At 52.3% G+C, this 18,710-nt stretch carries 16 protein-coding genes; 6 read left to right on the forward strand and 10 right to left on the reverse strand.

The genetic code is table 11. From position 1 onward, the window contains the following. Positions 1-5 precede the first annotated feature (5 nt). Together MWU62_RS05165 and MWU62_RS05170 are read left to right on the forward strand one after the other, a co-directional pair. Complete coding sequence (locus MWU62_RS05165) at positions 6-383, forward strand: RidA family protein (RefSeq protein WP_247113858.1); 378 nt, start codon at positions 6-8, stop codon at positions 381-383. A gap of 148 nt (positions 384-531) precedes the next feature. Then, a complete protein-coding gene (locus tag MWU62_RS05170) occupies positions 532-1,422 on the forward strand; it encodes a chemotaxis protein (RefSeq protein WP_247113859.1) in 891 nt (296 codons plus the stop codon). Between the two features lie 19 nt (positions 1,423-1,441). Here the strand turns inward: MWU62_RS05170 and MWU62_RS05175 are convergent, their stop codons facing one another. From MWU62_RS05175 to mqo, 3 genes are all read right to left on the reverse strand, one after another. Beyond that, the gene (locus tag MWU62_RS05175; RefSeq protein ID WP_247113860.1) at positions 1,442-3,466 is read right to left on the reverse strand and encodes a hypothetical protein; all 2,025 of its coding nucleotides are present in this window, start codon (positions 3,464-3,466) and stop codon (positions 1,442-1,444) included. Positions 3,467-3,520: 54 nt separating this feature from the next. Further along, on the reverse strand, positions 3,521-4,753 hold the full coding sequence (locus MWU62_RS05180; RefSeq protein WP_247113861.1) for a carboxylate--amine ligase: 1,233 nt from the start codon (positions 4,751-4,753) through the stop codon (positions 3,521-3,523). A gap of 62 nt (positions 4,754-4,815) precedes the next feature. Continuing rightward, the gene (gene mqo / locus MWU62_RS05185; protein ID WP_247113862.1) at positions 4,816-6,297 is read right to left on the reverse strand and encodes a malate dehydrogenase (quinone); all 1,482 of its coding nucleotides are present in this window, start codon (positions 6,295-6,297) and stop codon (positions 4,816-4,818) included. A 476-nt stretch (positions 6,298-6,773) separates the two neighbouring features. On the opposite strand from mqo, the gene MWU62_RS05190 reads away from it, so the two are divergent. Then, positions 6,774-7,757, forward strand: coding sequence for a calcium/sodium antiporter (locus tag MWU62_RS05190; RefSeq protein ID WP_247113863.1), 984 nt, complete (start codon positions 6,774-6,776; stop codon positions 7,755-7,757). Positions 7,758-7,810: 53 nt separating this feature from the next. Here MWU62_RS05190 and msrB read toward each other — a convergent pair whose 3' ends face one another. The 3 genes from msrB to MWU62_RS05205 all read right to left on the reverse strand — a co-directional run bounded on the left by msrB (position 7,811) and on the right by MWU62_RS05205 (position 10,360). Beyond that, positions 7,811-8,236: a peptide-methionine (R)-S-oxide reductase MsrB gene (msrB, locus tag MWU62_RS05195; RefSeq protein WP_247113864.1), complete on the reverse strand. Its 426-nt coding sequence runs from the start codon at positions 8,234-8,236 to the stop codon at positions 7,811-7,813. A 13-nt stretch (positions 8,237-8,249) separates the two neighbouring features. Then, on the reverse strand, positions 8,250-8,900 hold the full coding sequence (gene msrA / locus MWU62_RS05200; protein ID WP_247113865.1) for a peptide-methionine (S)-S-oxide reductase MsrA: 651 nt from the start codon (positions 8,898-8,900) through the stop codon (positions 8,250-8,252). 83 nt (positions 8,901-8,983) lie between these two features. Beyond that, complete coding sequence (locus tag MWU62_RS05205) at positions 8,984-10,360, reverse strand: class II fumarate hydratase (RefSeq protein ID WP_247113866.1); 1,377 nt, start codon at positions 10,358-10,360, stop codon at positions 8,984-8,986. A gap of 228 nt (positions 10,361-10,588) precedes the next feature. Between MWU62_RS05205 and MWU62_RS05210 the strand changes: the two genes are divergently transcribed. Genes MWU62_RS05210 through MWU62_RS05220 form a run of 3 tightly spaced genes read left to right on the forward strand, consistent with a single transcriptional unit; the run spans position 10,589 to position 14,105 of the window. Then, complete coding sequence (locus MWU62_RS05210) at positions 10,589-12,097, forward strand: response regulator (protein ID WP_247113867.1); 1,509 nt, start codon at positions 10,589-10,591, stop codon at positions 12,095-12,097. Beyond that, a complete protein-coding gene (locus MWU62_RS05215; RefSeq protein ID WP_247113868.1) occupies positions 12,097-12,744 on the forward strand; it encodes a response regulator transcription factor in 648 nt (215 codons plus the stop codon). The genes MWU62_RS05210 and MWU62_RS05215 overlap by 1 nt, the downstream gene beginning before the upstream one ends. Further along, positions 12,741-14,105, forward strand: coding sequence for a HAMP domain-containing sensor histidine kinase (locus MWU62_RS05220; RefSeq protein ID WP_247113869.1), 1,365 nt, complete (start codon positions 12,741-12,743; stop codon positions 14,103-14,105). Before MWU62_RS05215 ends, MWU62_RS05220 begins: the two co-directional genes overlap by 4 nt. On the opposite strand, the gene MWU62_RS05225 is transcribed toward MWU62_RS05220, so the two are convergent. From MWU62_RS05225 to MWU62_RS05240, 4 genes are read right to left on the reverse strand one after another with little or no spacing between them, the layout of a single operon-like run. Beyond that, positions 14,102-15,226, reverse strand: coding sequence for a porin (locus MWU62_RS05225; RefSeq protein ID WP_247113870.1), 1,125 nt, complete (start codon positions 15,224-15,226; stop codon positions 14,102-14,104). The two genes, MWU62_RS05220 and MWU62_RS05225, sit on opposite strands and share 4 nt — an antisense overlap. Continuing rightward, a complete protein-coding gene (locus MWU62_RS05230) occupies positions 15,219-15,800 on the reverse strand; it encodes a DUF4956 domain-containing protein (protein ID WP_247113871.1) in 582 nt (193 codons plus the stop codon). Before MWU62_RS05230 ends, MWU62_RS05225 begins: the two co-directional genes overlap by 8 nt. Next, complete coding sequence (locus MWU62_RS05235) at positions 15,784-16,542, reverse strand: polyphosphate polymerase domain-containing protein (RefSeq protein ID WP_247113872.1); 759 nt, start codon at positions 16,540-16,542, stop codon at positions 15,784-15,786. The genes MWU62_RS05230 and MWU62_RS05235 overlap by 17 nt, the downstream gene beginning before the upstream one ends. Further along, complete coding sequence (locus MWU62_RS05240; RefSeq protein WP_247113873.1) at positions 16,539-18,326, reverse strand: CotH kinase family protein; 1,788 nt, start codon at positions 18,324-18,326, stop codon at positions 16,539-16,541. Before MWU62_RS05240 ends, MWU62_RS05235 begins: the two co-directional genes overlap by 4 nt. Positions 18,327-18,710: the final 384 nt, after the last annotated feature.

The raw sequence follows: 18,710 nt of genomic DNA on the forward strand, positions 1-18,710 counted from the left end.
CACTGATGAACCCATACCCGGTTAAAACAGACTTGCCTGCCTCAAAATCACCTTTGGCTTGGGCAACCGTAGGCAATGGCATGCTGTTTACGGCGCAAATCCCCATCGATGCAGACGGAAAAGTTGTAGATGGTGGTATCGAGCCTCAAATTATCCAGACTCTGGCCAACCTAAAACACACACTGGAAAGTGCGGGCAGCCGTGTATCCGATCTTACACAGGTTGTGATCTACGTGACCGACCGGGAGCACCTTGCCACCGTTAACCGGGTGTATGCCGATTTCGTATCTGAGCCTTTTCCCAACCGCGCAGCCATTATTGTGTCCGGATTTGCCAGAGAGGAAATGCTGGTAGAAATCCTCGCCTATGCGGTTGTTCCTTGAACCGAAAAAACTCATTTACACCAAGGCTTTGAATTGTTTGCTGGCAACAACCCATAAGCTTGCTATCGTTAACCCGTATCTAGTTTGATTTGCCCCCTGTAAGCTATCTAGCAGTATGATGGGGGGCTACTTGTAAGGATTCGGTGTTATGAGCAACAAAGCCAAGCAAACTCAGAAGCTATTATTGTTCAGCCTGTCAGGCTCCCGCCTATTCGGGATTGGCACGCTGAAAATCCGCGAAATACTGCCGTTCAAGCCCCTCATTAAAATGCCCCATAGCCATTATGCGGTTATTGGCACATTTAATTTCCGAGGCTCCGCAGTGCCGGTTATTGATATGGCCGCGGCTGTTGGCTATCCGCCCTTGACTGCGGAGGAGCGAAAAACAGCGTCTATTATCATTACCGATGTTCAACGTCAGGAAACGGGATTTCTGGTGCGCGGTGTACAAAAAATCATCGAAACAGACTGGAAAAAGGTCAAGTCGCCACCCCCAGCTCTAGGAGAGAAAGCGTTTATAACCGGCTTGCTGGATATGGAAGGCGAGCTTATTCAGCTACTGGATGTAGAACTGCTGCTGGCTAACGTATACCCAGACTCATTAGATACCCGGGATGTGGTGCTTACCGACGTACAGAGCGAAGCCCTAAAAGCCTTAAATATCCTTTTGGTGGATGACTCAAGGGTTGCTCGCAAACAGCTATGCGATGTGTTGGATGCCAAGGATATCTCATATCAAGTGACCTCCAACGGCGATGATGCCCAACAGATCCTGCTTAATAGCAATGAACTTGGGAAGCCGATTGACATTCTAGTGAGCGATATTGAAATGCCAGGCCTAGATGGCTACGAGCTGGCCTTCAACGTACGCGACAATGGCGCTCTGAAGCAACCTTACATCATCCTGCACACTTCCCTGAACAGCGAAATGAGCCTTAGCTACGCCAATCAAGTGGGTGCAAACGAGGCTCTTACAAAGTTTGATGCAGATGAATTGTTACACGCCATGCTCAGAGGTACCCGCCACTCTGAGCAATAGGCACGGTAGAACGAGGGGGCTAATCAGCCTGTGGCGATTCGGCCTGTAACTCTTTAGCTGGCACGCGGTTTTCGCCCCAGCTTCGATACACCCGCGCCACTACCCGCTGGAGTTCTTCCTCACCCACATCTGCGGGCTCACCTCGTTCAAGCGGATCGAAGTGGAAGATGTACAATCTGGACGCAAACTGCTCAAAGGGCAGCGATGCTTCGCCAAATCTTTCACCTTTGCCTTCCGTGCTCACGTTTACGTCATCTCCCCAACTTTGACCGCTGTCGTTGTTCGGGTTGTAGAAATACGCGCGCATCTCACCTTCAGGGTCCAAAGCCACCCGCAATATGGTAATCGCATGCCAGCCAATGAATCGAGCAGCCCTGTCGGTTACCGCGATGCCTGCGGGCTGGGGGTGTATCAGTGGTTGGTTGCCGTTGTAATAAGGATGATAGCTGGCATAGAAGTGGCGAATAAATCCCTCTAAATCTTCCAGGTTACCTGTGGCTACATCCACGTTGATTGCAAACCCCCTCCCGGCAGACCAGCCGTGAAATTCCGGGTTCACCCAACGGTGAGGATCGCCTTCGCGGCCTATGCACATGCGGCCCATTTCACCATAAATTCTATCCAGATGAGGGACTACAACCAGCGAAACCGGATCAAGGTCCAGAGTAACCTCCGATGCAACGCCACCAAGACTTTGCGCCGAGGAGACCGGTTGCCCCTCGAAATGCATAACAATTTCGTTGTCTCTGGCTGCCCATGCAACCATCTGCAATAGGTAGTCAGGATCGTTGTAGGCCCACATAGACAACGCTCGCGCAGACTGACAGGTAGGGTTATTCCCCTGACCAACACCTAAAGGCTGCCCCAGCATGTTCAATACACCTTGAATCAACCAAGCACCCGCCTGCGGCTGGTAGCCATAAGCCAGTTGAAGGCGCTCACGGGCTTGTGGGCATAGGTTGAGCCTAGCTTGGCGCCAGAGTGCTGGCGCTACAGGTGGCTGGTAAAGAATACCCCGCTCAAGCATAAGTGCTAGGCCATAGAGGCCCTGCGCTGTCTCAGGGAAAACACCTTCAGTGACCAGAATATGCACCAGCTCCCGATAGCACATAAGGCAATCCCGGCCGGTGCTTGATAGCCCCAAGGCTTCGCTGAGCAAGTTATCCTGACCTTCCAAAATGTACCGCACGAAACACGCGTGATAGGGAGAGACCAACCCGGTGTCGTGCATGGAACGCGCAAAACCGGTGGCTTCATTTTGTAGCGTCTGGGCATCCATCGATTCGAGCCGTTGCTGGTATACAACCGTGCCCGGATCTTCACTGCACCCGCGAGTTGGGCCGTATAAGCTCGAAATCAGCCGATCCGCACCGCGCCCTGCACTGCCAAGATCAGCATTCGGCTCAGCCCGGCAAATGGCGATCTGGGTAATCATTTTGCGCACATCGCCCACTTGAATCGGGCGCTGCTGCAAAATTCGCCAAATCTCTTCAATAAGGCTGTCGATTACATGCTCGTAGCCAATATGCTGAGCTACATGCTGCACAACATGCTGACTGATAAGAGCCAGCTTGCCCTGCTCCCGCTCGGCTTCACCCGTCATGCCGAACAGTAGCCCGAGATTGATTGCTAGCACTTGAGTCAGGTAGTGGTGGGCTTGCTCGGTGGACACTGAGGGGTGCAAATACGTACCGCGAGCAACCGACAGCAGGCGGAGCTCACTGAGTACTTCGATAACGACCGTATCTGCATTAGGGCTTTGCAGCGAGTGCGTTGTTAGGGAGGGGAGCAGGGTGGCAGGCTCCGCCCAATCTGTACCTTCAAACACACCTGCTTTTTCTAACTGCTCTGCACGCGCCTCAATTACTGCGCAGCCTTCCGGCTGCATCAGGAGCCGGCGAGCTAGATCAAAAACTCTCGGCAGTTTGCCAAGTTTGGCAAAAGCCCGGCTTTCGTCCAGAACGCGAGTTGCCTCATCCAGTCTTTGCGCCAGCTTTTCCATGTTCACAGCCGGAACCACATTGCCCGATTTATGATCGTTCAAACGATGTTCCTCAGGACCTGCATCAGGCCCTATAGTTGTTAATGCATCGCCCGATTATACATAGAAATCCAGGTCTTCCTGATGCTTCAGCAAGTCCCGCATTACATAAGGGTCTTCACCAAAGAAATACACCAAGCCCCAGTGGGTACCGAATGCCGTACGTTTGGTAACGGTTTCTTCAAGTGGTGGCGTCAATTCGTGGGATTCGAAATACTCGTGGTTCTCGGTTTCTTCGGGAATTTCGAGCTTGCTGACAACCCGGCGGCGCGGGTATACGCCAAAGCACCCAGCGTAGCCTTTGGCGTCCACAACTTCTTTCGGGAAGAAGGCTTTGATTTCTTCTTCCGTAGTCTTGGGGTCAAAAGACAGTATAAGACCCTGATAAGCATTGAAGCCGTAGGCTGTCTCAAGTAACTCGAACACTTTGAACCCGGGCGGACGATAGGCGACTTCGCCGAAGTACATGGTGCTGTCGCTGGTCACGAAGTATTCCGGGTGCACAAAGCCGAAATCGATATCAAACGTTTTGATCAGCTTTTCGATTTCGCTACGAATCTGGTCGCGGTACTTTTCAAGGTCTGGTGTGGCGGGTACAAATACCGAGTAACCCAGCGTGACGTACTCGGAGATGTTCAGGAAGGCAATCTTGCCATTATGAATCCACGCTTCTACGGCAAACTCCCAGCCGTCGAGATGAGATTCCATAAGCACGGGAAATTCTTCGTCTGGGATTGAGTCCACTTCGTCCGGAGTACGAATGACTCGGTGTCCAAGGCAGCCAGCCTTATCGAAAGCTTTCAGGTGAATCGGGTCGTTGGGGTCACCATCGAGCTTGAGCAATGTCTGGTTGACCCGCTTGAGAAAGCGGATGACGTCGCCCTTATCGTGAGCTTCTTCAAAAATACCGACACGGATGCCACCAAGCTGGGCGCGGCGCTTCATCAGTGCTTTGTCACGCAACAGCATGGCTTGGCCAAACAAACGCGGTTTGTCCATCAGCACCGAGTTAATCGCACCCGCCCATTCAACTGTTTCTTCAAACAAAGGGATGGCAACGTCTACACCCATTTCCTTAAGGGTTTGAGCTATTTCTACAGATCGATCGTTAAGACGCTCAAAATTCCAAGGAACGTAAGGAATATTGTGCTCTTTGCAGTAAGGCTCTGCCCAGTCAGGCGCCACTACCACATAACGACGGTCAAACTTATCCGCCGCTTCTACCGCATTGAGACTCCAGCCAAGCAGTGCGACATAGCCCTTATCCGGGTTGTATTTGTGCTCTCCCATCGGCTCTCTCCTTACTTTCGAATGTCCTTTTACCCTACGCCGATATGTGAGAATCGCAAATATTAACCCAATTTAAGGGTAGCTAGAGTTCTTTCCCGTATTTTCCTCAACAACGCTTCATCGTTAACCAGCGACTGGCCGTAGGAAGGCACCATCACCTTCATGCGTTCCTGCCATTCCGGCGTCTGGATCTTGGTCGGGAAGCAGCGCTCGATCACATTGATCATCGCATTTGCGGCTGTAGACGCGCCTGGCGATGCCCCTAACAGGGCGGCCAAAGTACCGTCTTTTGAAGCCACAATTTCTGTCCCGAACTCCAGCTTGCCACCGCCACCTTCAGCTTGCTTGATGATCTGTACGCGCTGGCCTGCATTACGCAGTTCCCAGTTATCTTCTTCAGCTTCCGGGAAGAAATTGCGCAACGCTTCCACGCGATCGCTGTGTGACTGGAATACTTCCCCGATCAGGTAGCGGGTAAGGTCCATATTGCTCTTACTCACAGACAACATGGGCTTGAGATTAGAGGTGCGTACCGAGCCAAACAGATCGAAGATTGAGCCTTGTTTGAGGAAGCGAGTCGTAAAGCCCGCAAACGGGCCAAACAGCAAGGCGGGCTCGCCATTAATAATTCGGGTGTCCAAGTGCGGTACCGACATTGGCGGAGCCCCAATTGGCGCCTTACCGTAAACTTTGGCATGGTGTTGTTTTACAACATCAGGCTTTCGGCATACCAGCCATTGCCCGCTAACGGGAAAGCCACCATAACCACGAGCTTCTGCAATTCCGGATTTTTGCAGCAGAGGCAAAGCACCGCCTCCAGCGCCGAGGAATACAAACCCTGTTTCCAGCTTGGTCAACTCGCCGGTATGCTGATTTTTAACCCGAACTTTCCAACGGCCGTTGTCGCGCTGGTCTATGTAGTGTACCGGGCAACCCAGCATTAGCTCGAAATTGGGCTGGCTTTGCAGGTACTCAACCATACTGCGGGTCAAAGAACCAAAATCTACATCCGAGCCATGGCTAATTCGGGTTGCTGCAACGCGCTGCATCGGGTCGCGCCCCTCAACAACCAGAGGCATCCAGCTTTCCAGCTCCCGAGGGGATTCGGTGTATTCCATTTCGCTAAACAGGTGATGGGCACTCAGGCGCTCGAATCGACGCTTGAGAAACGCCACGTCTTTTTCGCCCCATACGAAGCTCTGGTGCGGCGTGCGGTTTATAAACTTTGAAGGCTCGGGCAGCATGCCCTGCTCTACCAAATGTGACCAGAGCTGCAACGACACCTCATATTGCGCATTGATCTGAAGCGCACGCTCGATAGCAACATCGCCATCGTCAGTTTCGGGCGTGTAGTTAAGCTCACAGTAGCCAGCGTGGCCGGTTCCTGCGTTGTTCCAGCCATCCGTACTTTCATGGGCAACGTGGTCTAAACGCTCCAGCATGACAATGTTCATCGACGGGTCCAGCTGCCTTAGCATCACGCCGAGGGTAGCGCTCATGACGCCACCACCGACCAATACTACATCTGCCTGTTTAACGGCCATTGGTTTTCATCCTAGCTAGTTTTGAGCCTGTCTCCCCTCCACGATCAGCGAAGAGGTGTATCGGATGCGGGCAAGTCGCATGGTAAATGGCGCTGCCTTTTGCGTCCGTTCTGAATATGAGAGCAATTATCCGGATTTTCGCAGAAATATACATTGCGATTATCAATGGAGACGCATCTGAGCATGATCTGCATCTAAGTCTAGCGGTTGTTTCGTTAGCATACGAACAGTGGCTTGCACGGAGTTATAGGTAATAATCCTGATACGCACAGTACGCACTTTTACAAATTCTCTCTTCTTTGGCACAGAATATCACCGCAACTTTAGTCTCACGCTTTGGTAAAACCGCAAGAACACCACTTGATTCGAAAGGGGCTGACCTCAGCTGCCCTTATGCGGTATCTTGCACACCTTTCGGTGCTTGTATCTCGGGGTTTTCCTGCACCGGGCAGATGCAACATGACTGGGGCTAATTTATGGGAATGGCTATTGGCGCTATCATCGCCGGCCTTATATTACTGGTCTGGAGTGCAGACAAGTTCGTGGAAGGCGCAGCTGCGACCGCCAAACATCTGGGTATGCCCACGCTGTTGATTGGCATGGTCATCATAGGATTCGGCACATCCGCACCGGAACTGGCTGTTTCCGCTATGGCCGCTGCCGATGGCAACCCCGGGCTTGCACTGGGCAATGGCTATGGCTCCAACATCACCAACATCGCGCTCATTGTGGGCCTTACTGCGGTGATAGCGCCCATTGCTGTACATTCTCAGGTTATCCGCAAAGAGCTCCCCCTATTAGTTATTCTTACCCTAATTGCCGGAGCGCAATTACTGGATGGCGAGTTAACGCGGCTAGACGGCTGGGTGCTACTGGGTGTGTTTACGGCAGTGATGGGCTGGTCGATTTTTCAGGGGATGCGCGGGAAAGGCGACTCTCTAGCAGGTGAAACCGACTCTCAGTTGGGTCCGGATCTTATGCCGATGAAAACGGCCATAATGTGGCTGGTTGTCGGCCTTGTTCTTCTGGTTGTGAGCTCCCGGCTCTTAGTGTGGGGGGCAGTAACTATTGCCCAGAGTCTTGGAGTCAGTGATTTGGTCATCGGCCTGACTATCGTAGCAATCGGTACGTCTCTGCCAGAGTTGGCCTCAGCCTTGGCCGCCGTTCGAAAGAACGAGCACGACTTGATTCTCGGCAACATCCTTGGCTCTGGCATTTTCAACACGCTGGCGGTGGTCGGGTTGGCGGCGGTAATCCAGCCGCTAACGGTGGATGCAGAGGTACTTTACCGTGACTGGACGCTCATGCTGGCGCTGACCGTTGGTTTGCTGGTGATGGGCTTTGGGCTGACTGGCTGGCGAAAAGTGATAAGCCGGTTCGATGGCTCTATTTTGCTGTTGGTTTACGTAGCCTATACCGGTTATTTGCTTTCAACAGTGGTCGCTGCCAGCACTAGCTGACAGCGACGCTTTCACTCTCTAATTAACTCCTCTATTTAACCCTGCTGGTAGTTTTAACTGTTTTCCTGAAATTCCATGGCAATGGAGTTCAGGCAATAGCGCTGCCCGGTTGGAGGTGGGCCGTCTGGAAATACATGCCCCAGATGGCTGTCGCAGCGAATACAGCGTATTTCTGTGCGGGCCATCCCCAAGCTCGTATCTTCAATGTAGCGGATATGGTCTTTATCGAACGGCTGAAAAAAGCTTGGCCACCCGGTGCCAGAGTCAAACTTTGCGTTTGAACTAAACAGCGGTAGGTCGCAAAGCCTGCAATGGTAAGCACCCGACAACTTGTTATCCAACAAGGTGCCACAGAACGGGTGCTCCGTTCCATGATCCAAAAGCACTTCGCGCTCTTCTGGAGTCAGGCTGGCCGCCTTCTCTTGAATCTGGGCTTCGGTTAGGGGTGTCAGGTCGTAACCTGCAGCAGATTGGGTCATACACTATCTCTCCTCAGGCTAAATTGTCGTTGGAGTCAGTGTATTCCGGCTTTAGCCGGTCACTGAACCCGTCTATCAGTTTTTCCATTTTCGGGGCAGCGACGGCCATGATGTACGGCTGGTACGGGTTCCGCGCTGCAAAATTCTGGTGGTGAGCTTCGGCTGGATAAAAGGCTTCCAGCGGCTCTAGCGTAGTGACTATAGGATCAGGATATACCCCGGCTTCACCAAGTTGACGGATATAGGATTCCACAACCTGCTTCTGCTCCGGGGTTTCATAAAACACGGCGGAACGATACTGAGTACCCCGATCATTACCCTGTCGATTCAATTGGGTTGGATCGTGTGCTACAGAGAAAAAGACACGCAGTAGCTCACCGAAGCTCACCTTGGTGGGGTCATAGTGCACGTCGATCACTTCGGCATGGCCTGTCGTGCCTGTGCAGACAGCTTCGTAATTAGCAGTTTCCGGCGCGCCCCCTGCGTAACCAGACTCCACACGGGTTACACCATCCATTGCAAGAATCACTGCCTCCACACACCAGAAACAGCCGCCAGCGAGCACCACCCGTTGCTCACCTTCTTCCATCGGTAAATCCTGCTGCGGCTGCGGAAAGCGACTCCGGGGAACGTTCAAGCCGGGTATGCTGCAAGATGATGTCATAGTGACCTCTTCTGTGAGTTGAATGTCTACAATCTACAGATTGTGAGCGCAAACAGATCAGTTTTCCAATCGGCAGACGCCCATCAGGAGTCGCCGCCTCGAGTCAACTTTAGCGGGTCCATTAGTTCTTCCAGACGCCCGCGGCTAAGACCGCTCCGTTCTTCTGCAACATCAATAACCGGACGGCCGGTTTTATAGGCTTCTTTGGCAATCTCCGCGGCCAGGCTATAACCAATTTCAGGGTTCAGTGCCGTCACCAGCACCGGGTTACGGCCAACGCTCGCATCCAAAGTGTCGGTGTGAACGGTAAATTCCCGGATGGCCTTGTCCGCAAGCATACTGGTTGCATTACTGAGCAAGTCGATCATATCCAGCAGGTTGCCGCCAATGAGTGGCAGCATTACGTTTAGCTGAAAGTTGCCCGATTGCCCAGCAATAGCATTGGCACTGTCGAGCCCCATAACCTGAGCACCTACCATCGCGACTGACTCGGGAACAACAGGGTTTACCTTGCCCGGCATAATACTGCTGCCCGGCTGCAAGGCTGGCAGACTGATCTCCGCAAGCCCATGAATCGGACCACTGTTCATCCAGCGCAGATCATTGGCTATTTTTGTAAGCACAATGCCAAGCCCACGCAATTGAGACGAGAGCGCGACAGGCCCATCTTGTGCGCTCAGCCCTACAAACTTATGCTCCATAGGGCGGAATGGGTAACCGGTATTGGCCTTCAGGAACTTCACAAACTGACCAGAAAACTCCGGTAGCGCATTTACGCCGGTGCCTACAGCAGTGCCGCCCTGAGGTACTGCGAGTAATTCCTCTACAACAGTATCTAGACGCTTCTCCACTGCAAGTATCTGTTCGCGCCAGGTGCGCAGCTCTTGGCCAAGAGTAATTGGCATAGCGTCCATAAGATGGGTACGTCCGGTTTTGACCTGCTCAGAGAATAGGGCCTCACGCTCGTATATAACTCCCCGTAAATGCGTCAACGCTGGAAGCAGTCGTGCTCTCACGCCGATCACAGAACTCACATGAATAGCGGTGGGGATCACATCATTGGAGCTCTGGCTCATATTCACGTCATCATTAGGATGCACTTGCACCCCATTGCTGGCGGCTATGGCCGAAACCACCTCATTGACGTTCATATTGGTGCTAGTGCCCGAACCAGTCTGGTAGCGATCAATAGGAAATTGATCTGCATGCTCTCCACGAATAAGCGCCTGACAGGCATCAGTAATGGCGTCACACAAGCGGTTATCCAAAAGCCCCAAGCTAGCGTTCGCCTCTGCAGCGGCCTGCTTAACTCGGGCGACAGATGAGATAAACGCTGGCGGCATGGGTAAACCACTTACCGGAAAGTTATCAACGGCGCGTTGGGTTTGGGCGCCCCAGAGCGCGCCAGCAGGCACCTGTACGTCGCCTAGGCTGTCGGTTTCTGTTCTGAATTCGCTCATATTCCCTCCTGTTCATCCGTTTATACATCAAGCCATCCATCTGTATGACACGACATAGACTGTGTATCAACCAGAGTTCTGGACATTTTCTTAGGGCGAGAGCGCTAATAGGCTCACACAACCCAACCGTATTTCGGACTTTCGGCACATTTGTAGGAATTTCCTACAACAGATTTCGCGCAGGTTGCTAACCTTCTTATTAAGTGGATTATCAGGACTGCACCCAGCATGGCCATTACGGAAGAACCACAGATTTTCCTTCGCTACGACAACAAGCGGGCACTCACTGCGTTTGAAGAAGAGTTTGACAACAACCTCAAAATTGACGCATTCGAATCCGATCAAGCCGCTATAGCAGCCCTTAAAGAGCGCTCCGTGCCGCCGCATGCTCTGTTCATCCTAACAAACCAACCGTCGAGCCAAAGCAACTCCTCACTATTAACTCACGCACGCGATACACACCCGGGCCTACTGAAGATTCTCATTAGCGACTCGGTTCCGTTGGACGTATTGGTTTCTTTGCTGGAGAAACGGTTGATCGATCGCTGTTTCGAACAGCCATTGGACCCCGACCTAGTGCGCTCGCATGTTCTAACATCAGCACTAGCCCGCAAGAGCAATGAATACGTTATGCCAGAGGCTATGTCTAAAGATGTCTCCGACGTGCCTACGGTTTTAATAGTCGATGATGAGCCCGCAGCCACCAAGTATCTCGCCCGCCAGCTGGAGCGAATGCAGAATAACTTTCGTGTGCTGTGCGCCGACAGCGCTGAGCAGGCCCTCGAGATCATTCAATCAATGCCCGGAACGCTCGCCGTGATAATGACGGACCAGCGCATGCCGGGCATGCAGGGTAAAGAGCTTCTCGATGAACTTAAACAGTCCCACCCGGCAACCGTTCGCATCCTGACCTCAGCCTACGGCGAGGTAAATGTTGCGATCAACGCCGTTAACGAGGGCGGGATTTTTCGATATCAGAAAAAGCCTTGGCGAGCGGCGGAGCTGATGTCACTCTTTCAAGAGGCCATCGCTCGACACTGTGCTCTGGCGTCTGCACGTGAAAGCAGGCTCTCTCAGCTGGAACACCAGTTCAACGGGTTGCGCGACCAACGCCGGGAATTGCTTTTGAAGAACCTTTCAGAAGCTGTAGACACAGCCGCTGGTGCATCGGTAATGACTCTTTTTTTACAAGCTCTGGACACCATTCCATGCTTGTTTGCCAACACATCACACCTTAGAGCAAGCTTGGAGACCAGCCTTGAAAACGATCTTATCCAACAGTTTGGCGAACAGGTGCACCGGCAACTAACGCGCTTGCAGGCAGCCGCATCTAGGCACACCGAGGTTGATGAGGCGGCTATTCGTGCGGCATTGCAGCGTTCTGAAGAGCCCGAGTATGAACATGGCAACAACGCACCAGCCTCCTCGATACTGCTCATGCTCTGTGAGGCGCTCACGACTCTTCTCACGGCTTCCGGGCTGAGCTGGCGCAGCCTGAATTTGAACCAAACCTCCGAACACAGTCTGATTCTATCCTGCGAAGCTCCGTTGAAGCTGTACGCTCACCTGTTAGCGCCACTCACTAGGCTTTCCCGTCCGTTTTTGGACCAACAGGTAGCTCTTCTTTTGCTTTTCGTATCTACGTACCGGTTGGGAGGTGAGCTACAGATACGCGGCGCGGCACAGTCCTACAATCTGGTGCTGGCATTACCGCTGGCTAACTCGCCGGAGGCCTGATGTCGCAGGGCAATCGCAAACTGCGACTCTATGTGACCATTGGCCAACGCCTGTTCCGGGACAGCCTATTGTTCCAGCTACTACTGCACAGCGATATTGACCTGGTAGGCGAATCTGAATCCGGAATAGACACACTGAACAGACTTGAATCAGCCAAGCCCGGGGTCTTAATCATTGAAGAAAACTTGTTGGATAACGATGGTTTAACCATTGCCGAAAACGCTCTCAGCATGCACCCTACTCTCTCAATTCTGCTCATTTCTGATACCCCTGTTAGCGCAAGCCGGCTAGCGATTTATCTGGAGTCAGGTATCAAGGCGGTCGTATCGAAGCACCAGCCCATTCAAGATCTCGTTAAAACTCTGTTCTACATCCGCAACGGGCAAGTTTATGTGGGCGCTTGGAACAAACCAGACACACCCTCGCAAGGATTGATCAATGCTTATCATGCGTTGTCTGGCCGGGAACGGGAAGTCGCAGAGATGATAGCCAACCGCACGCCTATTAAAGAAATCGCCGCGCAGTTAGGTGTCTCTTGCAAGACAGTTCACTCCTACAAAGATAGAATTTTCATCAAACTCGGGTTCGAACGATTGCCGGAGCTAATCTTGTTCATGAAGCGTCACCATAACGGAGCCGCCGCATGACGCTGCTCTCTGGCATAGATCAGGTTCGTCAGTTGTCGGTCGATCAACAACAAGGCTACGAACGCTTCTACCGCAGTCAGTCGCGATTCCGAGTGTTGCCGGTCTTTGCTGATGTGTCTCTGGGCATTACCTTTATCGGAACCCTCATCTTTTTGTTAGGGCTCGCATTGTCTCCTGCAGAACCGGGAGTCACCGGCACCCACCTATTCTACACCGCCGTTCTTGCAGCATTGATTGCCGCCCATCGCTTTACCCGGCTAAGGCGGATGTCGCCTCTCATTGTGTATCTGGTTTTTTTTCACATGGCGCTGTTCAGCTATCTGGGCTATATCCTCACGGGAGCAACGCTGGCACCGATTGTAGGTTTGCTTCTATTCATGAGTTCTGTCGGAATCATCACCCTCTCGATGGCTCATACAATCACCATACTAGGCATTAATCTCATCCTGCTGGCCACCGCTACATCATTGGCCGTTCCAGCTGCTAACTTCGGAAGCACGCTAACCGCCACTCTAACCAACTGGCTGGTTCTCATGTGCATACTCATTGCGCCCATATCCGCCTATTTTTTTCGTATGTTTTTACGAAATTTGCTGGCGCTGCAATTTTTACTGAAAGATCGAAACCGCGCATTATCACGAACTTTATACACTTTGGAGATCACAGAAGACCGCCTAGCCCTAGAGCAGAAACATCAAGCCCTAAGCCACATGGCTAAAGGCCTTCTGCATGAAATAATGAACCCTCTAAATTGCGCTAGCCAGGCAGTAGACTACGCCAGAGCCATAAATCGCGACAGTGAGCTGGCAGAAGCATTGGATGACGCGACGCTTCACCAAAAACGCATCGCAGACATAGTATCGGATCTAATCGATTTCTCACGTCCGGAACCGGATCACAGCATAGATCAAGCCGATTTAAGCTCCCTCGTTGAAACAGCATTGCGCTTCTGCAAACACCAGCTCCGCGGCACGGAAGTGCAGCTCTCTATTCCGGCCAACGTTTCCGTGGCGTGCTATCCATCCGCGCTGACTCAGGTTTTTGTTAACCTTCTATTGAATGCTGCATCGGCACTGGGGAAAGACAAAAGCCAAACATCAAAGCGTATTGATATTCGAGCTATTCCCGAAAACGGCAGCTTAGAGGTATCTGTTCAAGACAATGGTCATGGCATAGCTCCGGAGGACATTAAACGGCTGACCGACCCCTTTTACTCCACCAGCAAAACCCCAGATAATTTAGGCCTCGGGCTCAGCATTTGTCAGACCATTATCCGCCATCACCAAGGCCATATGGAAATTCGTAGCGAGCCGGGTGAGTGGACTCAGGTTGTTCTTAAGCTGCCCGCACCTAAGACCTAATACCGAAAGAGCGCTCGAAATGTGAGCGCGTTACCCTCTGGCTCTGGCGTCAAAACATTACCTTCTATTCTAGGCATTAGCCAGTTCAGACGAAGCTGTAACCTGTCATTCCAATAATAGTTCACACCAACCAGAGCAACTTCTGCCTGTGCACCCAGATTTTGGTCCTGCAGATCGATAGCGCTATAGCGGGTTACCAACTCAATGGCACCCGCCTGGTTTGTCGGCTCAGGCCGCTTGAATTCGCCGCGGCTATAACGCCGGTGGTCATCCGTGAGAAAAACGCCTGCTTGAATGTAAGCCCCTGTGAACCACCAATGCTCTCCATTCACACGCGTCACCTGCTGCCCCATAGCCTCAGCTACCAACGATAACCGGCCTGATGACCATGCGCCTTCCAGACCAAGCAGGCTGCTTTCCTGAGCATCGAAGCGCGGGCTACGAATAACGTTGTCGGCACTGAATACCTCGCCTCGATCTTTAATCTGAAATCGTTCATCTCCCAAATCACGCCAGGATGCCGCAATGCCAAGATGCAGTACGCGCCCATCACCTCGAATAGGGGCGAGGGTATAGCGCCCTGTCACAGACCGGGTTGATTCGCCCTCTGGTTCGGTCGTAAATACGCCCAAAACCCAGGTAGTGGATTTTCTAAACCGTCCTACCGTCAAACCTTGCGAGCGGCCCGGCGCAAAAGCCGAAGTCACGAGCGAGCGCTCACTTGTATTAATGGTGGAGTAGCTGCTTAAGCGTTCAAAACCGAAGGGCTCTTTGAATCGCCCGAGAGTAATTCTGTAGCGATCGCTAGTCTCATACTGCACATAGGCGTCACCCAGCTCGACTTCGCGTTTGTCATCACGAACTTCATAGCTGCCATCGATTTCCGCCGACCAAGACCGTCCCCAGTCCAGCTCAAGCTCCAGTTTGGCATTCCGCAGCACGCCCCGAGTGGTGTTGGGTTCGCCCTTCTCATCGTAGAAAGCACCATAGTGATCAACACCCGCCGCAATATATCCGCCAAGGTCCAGCTCAAGTGGTTCAGCCTGCAGCATCAGCGGTTGCAGCAGAAAAAGTAACGTCAGCCACGCGACCAAACCAGCCCAACGAACTTGATCACGCATGGTGTCCGTCCAAACGGAAGTGCATCCGAAGCATGGCGGTATCACGCAAGTAACTGATAGACACCACATCAACTCGAAACACATCTAGGCCGGTTCGTTGGCGCAGATCTTCAATCAACACATCCTGCTGCCGGGCGTGTACGTTCTCGATGAGTTCGTACTCGACCTCTTTTTCTCCATGTCGAGGCAGTATCACCCGGGTTTCAAGAACCAAAGCCAAAGCAATGACTAGCAGATTCAAGCCTGCGAGTTCGTAGTGTTGCATGCTACCCACTGCGGCCAGCAGTGCCATCGCAATCACCAGAAATAGGTATGTCATCTCTTTGATACCAAGAGCTTCGGTCCGGTAACGCAACATAGAAAACACTGCGAACAGGCCGAACGCGAACCCCATAGTGACAGTGACCGAGTGCAGCAATGACGTTACTAAAAAGACACCAACTCCGAAGAGAATGAACGAGGCTGCATTCTCCCTATGGCGAGAAAACGCGTAATAGCAGCGAATAAGAATAAAAACAGAAGCGGTATTTATGATTAGCCGAATAAGAAAATGGAGATCAACTGCGGATTCCATACAGACTCCTTAACAACGGTTTAAAACGATTGGTTTTCAGGTAAGGCTCAAAGAGTAGGCTGCTGCCCACACAGTATTTACTAAAGGGCACGGGTCGTGCGCCCAGTCTGGCCAATGCTTGCAACATGGGTGAAAAACCCGAGTGGCGCTCATGCTTTACTTCTACAATCGCCACGTCCGGCAGCGCTACAGAGCGGCTCCGGTCGGGAGAATGAAAAGCAAGCCGGGTATCCAGAGTGATGCGCTCGGCGCCCTGAGGGTCAATCAGCGTTGTCCGTTGATAGGAGACAAAAAGAGCCGGCTGCATCCCTGCTGCCGGCAGGCCTGATTGCTCTTTTAGAAACTTTGCGGTGGAACCATCCGCAAAGGATTCAAACGTTACCGGCATCCGGGTTTTCACAGTGCGCTGCCGGTTGGTTTTTTTCTTGACCTCAAAAAACATGATTTCACTATGTCGGTAGTGCCGTAACCGAATCTTGAACCGGTTAAGTTTGCCGTTATGGTGATCCAAAAACAGACGCCGATCGGGACTGTCAAAGTACAGGGTGTCGTAGCCAAAGTGCCGACACCCGCCCATATCCAGAACCGTGTACGCATCGCCAAGAGTAGACAGACAAGCATTCAACAGTTCGGGCCGCACCACAAACTTGGAGTCGACTCGATTCATCAAGGCAACCCGCATCTGATCAGTCAAGCCGTGCCCACAAAAGCTGGCCAAGGGGCTAAGAACGGCCATGTTCATTGCAAATCAGGCCCGTATTCGAGAATGGCATCCAGAGTCAGCTCCACATCGCCCGCGCTGGATCCTGTGCCTACACTGGTAAGGATCACGCTGCCGGTCGCACCAAGTGCCAACGTACGCACATCACCCGGCAGGCTTTCATCCACCTCAAACAACAGCGCATTGGTGGCAAAACCATGAAGCTCATGGGTGCCCGGCACATAGTCCGACGATTCAATGAACAGCTGCAGAACATAAGGCTTAAAGTTGTTGCTCGCATCCACACCAATCATCAGCAGACTGACTACTTCTGGAGACGACTCGGCGTCAATCGAGTACACGAGACTATCCACCTCAAAAGCTGCGAACGTTAGGCTGGCAACCACCGGCCGCCCATCAGGCAAGGTGAATCTGAATGCCCCGCTGTCGGCCCCGTTCACGGCAGACACACTACCTGTTAATGGAGTAGTAACAGGTGCGCTGCAATCTGGCTCGACATCTGCGAGGCGGTATCCCGAGCCAGGGGATGTCTCTTCTGCCAACGCTTGCTCTATAGCGGCTCTGCGCGACAAGCGGTAGTCCGAGTCAGTGGGCCCGCCCTTGCCTTCAATAAAAGCTTTGAGGCTGGCCATACTGGCTTCAGAGGTATCCGTCAGTTCTCGAATCTGCTCAAGATCCTGCAGCAGTTGGTTTTCGCTCCATTGAGTGGCCAGCAGGCTCTCTAGCTCAGCTTGGTATTGGGCTCGGTATTGCGGAAGATTGAACAGACGATCGGCTAGAGAAAAGTTTCGGTATAACACGCCCGTATCTGGTTTGAGCGGATGCTCTCCGCGAAAAGCCGTATCAGCTCCCCAGGGAATAAAATGGAAGCGACCGTCATCAGGAGCACGATAAATGTGGAAGTTATTAGCGTTGCCAGTAGCAGAATCCCAAGCGCCAATTAAGGTCTCAACAGCCCAAAACCGAATGAACTCGTCTACATCTACAAGTTGTGGGAGCACATTCATCAATTGATCATCAGGCAATGCCAGAGCATCGGTAACCGATTGCAAATCACTGCGGTCGTTTTCCCTCTCGTTGGTTTTTTTCTCGAATCTCTGGCTTAACCAAGTTCCAAAGTCCGCTGTTTGTGCTTCGTATTGATTGCCTTCATCATCACCGAATGCACGTGCAAGAAATGGCTTTTTGATGGGCTCTACATTGGTGAAGACGCCAAGATCCTCGCCATTCACGCGAACTCTCGCGTAGTTACATCGGGGAGCGGCAATGCCTGCTTGCCGAAACTGCTCATAAGCCAAACATTGGCGTGCGTTAGACGGATCCTGACGATTGTTGTTCAGGGTCATCCGAGTACTGTTTTGGTAGGTCCTGCCATCCCAAAGGTCGTTAAAATCCAACTTAAGAGACGGAATGCTAGGGCTCAGCGAGCCTATATAGCCTTTCTTGCGAACAACTACGTCCTCCATGGCAACGCCATCAATGGTAACGCTGGCTGTAAACTCCGTGTACTCGTAGTCTGTTAAGCACTCGCGCGCGGTGCTGGCCAGCGTTCTACCTTCCGAGCGAAGCTGGTTGAACTCGCTTGCATCCATGGAAACACTGACCTCCAGCAGCCGGTTCGGCGCGTACAGATCACCCTCTCCCCCTAAATTCACAGACTCTCTCGGAGCCTCTAAATCTGCAGGATCGGACACCTCTGTGGAACCATCACCACCACACCCAGCAAAAAACGGCAACAGCATGGCTAGCGCCCCAAGCTTGACTGTTTTGCTGCCACTGCCATACACATTGATTTTTGTTTTCATCCGTTACTCCCGCAGATGCTTGAAACCAGACCGGTTTTAGAACCGATTGAAAGCAGTATTCCGGGGAGGGGCATTATTGTCTGTAAGAATGTCTTACGCGGAGGGCTTCAAAAAAGGGGGGTCAAATCAATGAAAGGCCCACGCACCTGCATGGGCCTGTTTGCTAGGGTAAGTTCAGAAAAAGCCCAGAGGGTTGATGTCGTAACTGGTTAGCATGCACTTGGTTTGCTGGTCTTGTGCGCTCAACTCTACAAACTTATGCTCCATAGGGCGGCATGGGCTGGCCACTGACCGGGAAGTTGTTGATTGCGCGCTGAGTCTGGGCACCCCAAAGCGCGCCGACAGGCACTTGTACGTCGCCCAGGCTGTCGGTTTCTATTCGAT

Source organism: Marinobacter sp. S6332, from assembly GCF_023016045.1.
Classification (GTDB): Bacteria; Pseudomonadota; Gammaproteobacteria; order Pseudomonadales; family Oleiphilaceae; genus Marinobacter.

What these genes read in the sequence shown, in the direction of transcription:
- MWU62_RS05165 (WP_247113858.1), top strand. Translation starts at nt 6, where the DNA reads ATGAACCCATACCCGGTTAAAACAGACTTGCCTGCCTCAAAATCACCT.
- MWU62_RS05170 (WP_247113859.1), top strand. Translation starts at nt 532, where the DNA reads ATGAGCAACAAAGCCAAGCAAACTCAGAAGCTATTATTGTTCAGCCTG.
- MWU62_RS05180 (WP_247113861.1), bottom strand. Translation starts at nt 4,753, where the DNA reads ATGGGAGAGCACAAATACAACCCGGATAAGGGCTATGTCGCACTGCTT.
- mqo (WP_247113862.1), bottom strand. Translation starts at nt 6,297, where the DNA reads ATGGCCGTTAAACAGGCAGATGTAGTATTGGTCGGTGGTGGCGTCATG.
- MWU62_RS05190 (WP_247113863.1), top strand. Translation starts at nt 6,774, where the DNA reads ATGGGAATGGCTATTGGCGCTATCATCGCCGGCCTTATATTACTGGTC.
- msrB (WP_247113864.1), bottom strand. Translation starts at nt 8,236, where the DNA reads ATGACCCAATCTGCTGCAGGTTACGACCTGACACCCCTAACCGAAGCC.
- msrA (WP_247113865.1), bottom strand. Translation starts at nt 8,900, where the DNA reads ATGACATCATCTTGCAGCATACCCGGCTTGAACGTTCCCCGGAGTCGC.
- MWU62_RS05205 (WP_247113866.1), bottom strand. Translation starts at nt 10,360, where the DNA reads ATGAGCGAATTCAGAACAGAAACCGACAGCCTAGGCGACGTACAGGTG.
- MWU62_RS05210 (WP_247113867.1), top strand. Translation starts at nt 10,589, where the DNA reads ATGGCCATTACGGAAGAACCACAGATTTTCCTTCGCTACGACAACAAG.
- MWU62_RS05215 (WP_247113868.1), top strand. Translation starts at nt 12,097, where the DNA reads ATGTCGCAGGGCAATCGCAAACTGCGACTCTATGTGACCATTGGCCAA.
- MWU62_RS05220 (WP_247113869.1), top strand. Translation starts at nt 12,741, where the DNA reads ATGACGCTGCTCTCTGGCATAGATCAGGTTCGTCAGTTGTCGGTCGAT.
- MWU62_RS05225 (WP_247113870.1), bottom strand. Translation starts at nt 15,226, where the DNA reads ATGCGTGATCAAGTTCGTTGGGCTGGTTTGGTCGCGTGGCTGACGTTA.
- MWU62_RS05230 (WP_247113871.1), bottom strand. Translation starts at nt 15,800, where the DNA reads ATGGAATCCGCAGTTGATCTCCATTTTCTTATTCGGCTAATCATAAAT.
- MWU62_RS05235 (WP_247113872.1), bottom strand. Translation starts at nt 16,542, where the DNA reads ATGAACATGGCCGTTCTTAGCCCCTTGGCCAGCTTTTGTGGGCACGGC.
- MWU62_RS05240 (WP_247113873.1), bottom strand. Translation starts at nt 18,326, where the DNA reads ATGAAAACAAAAATCAATGTGTATGGCAGTGGCAGCAAAACAGTCAAG.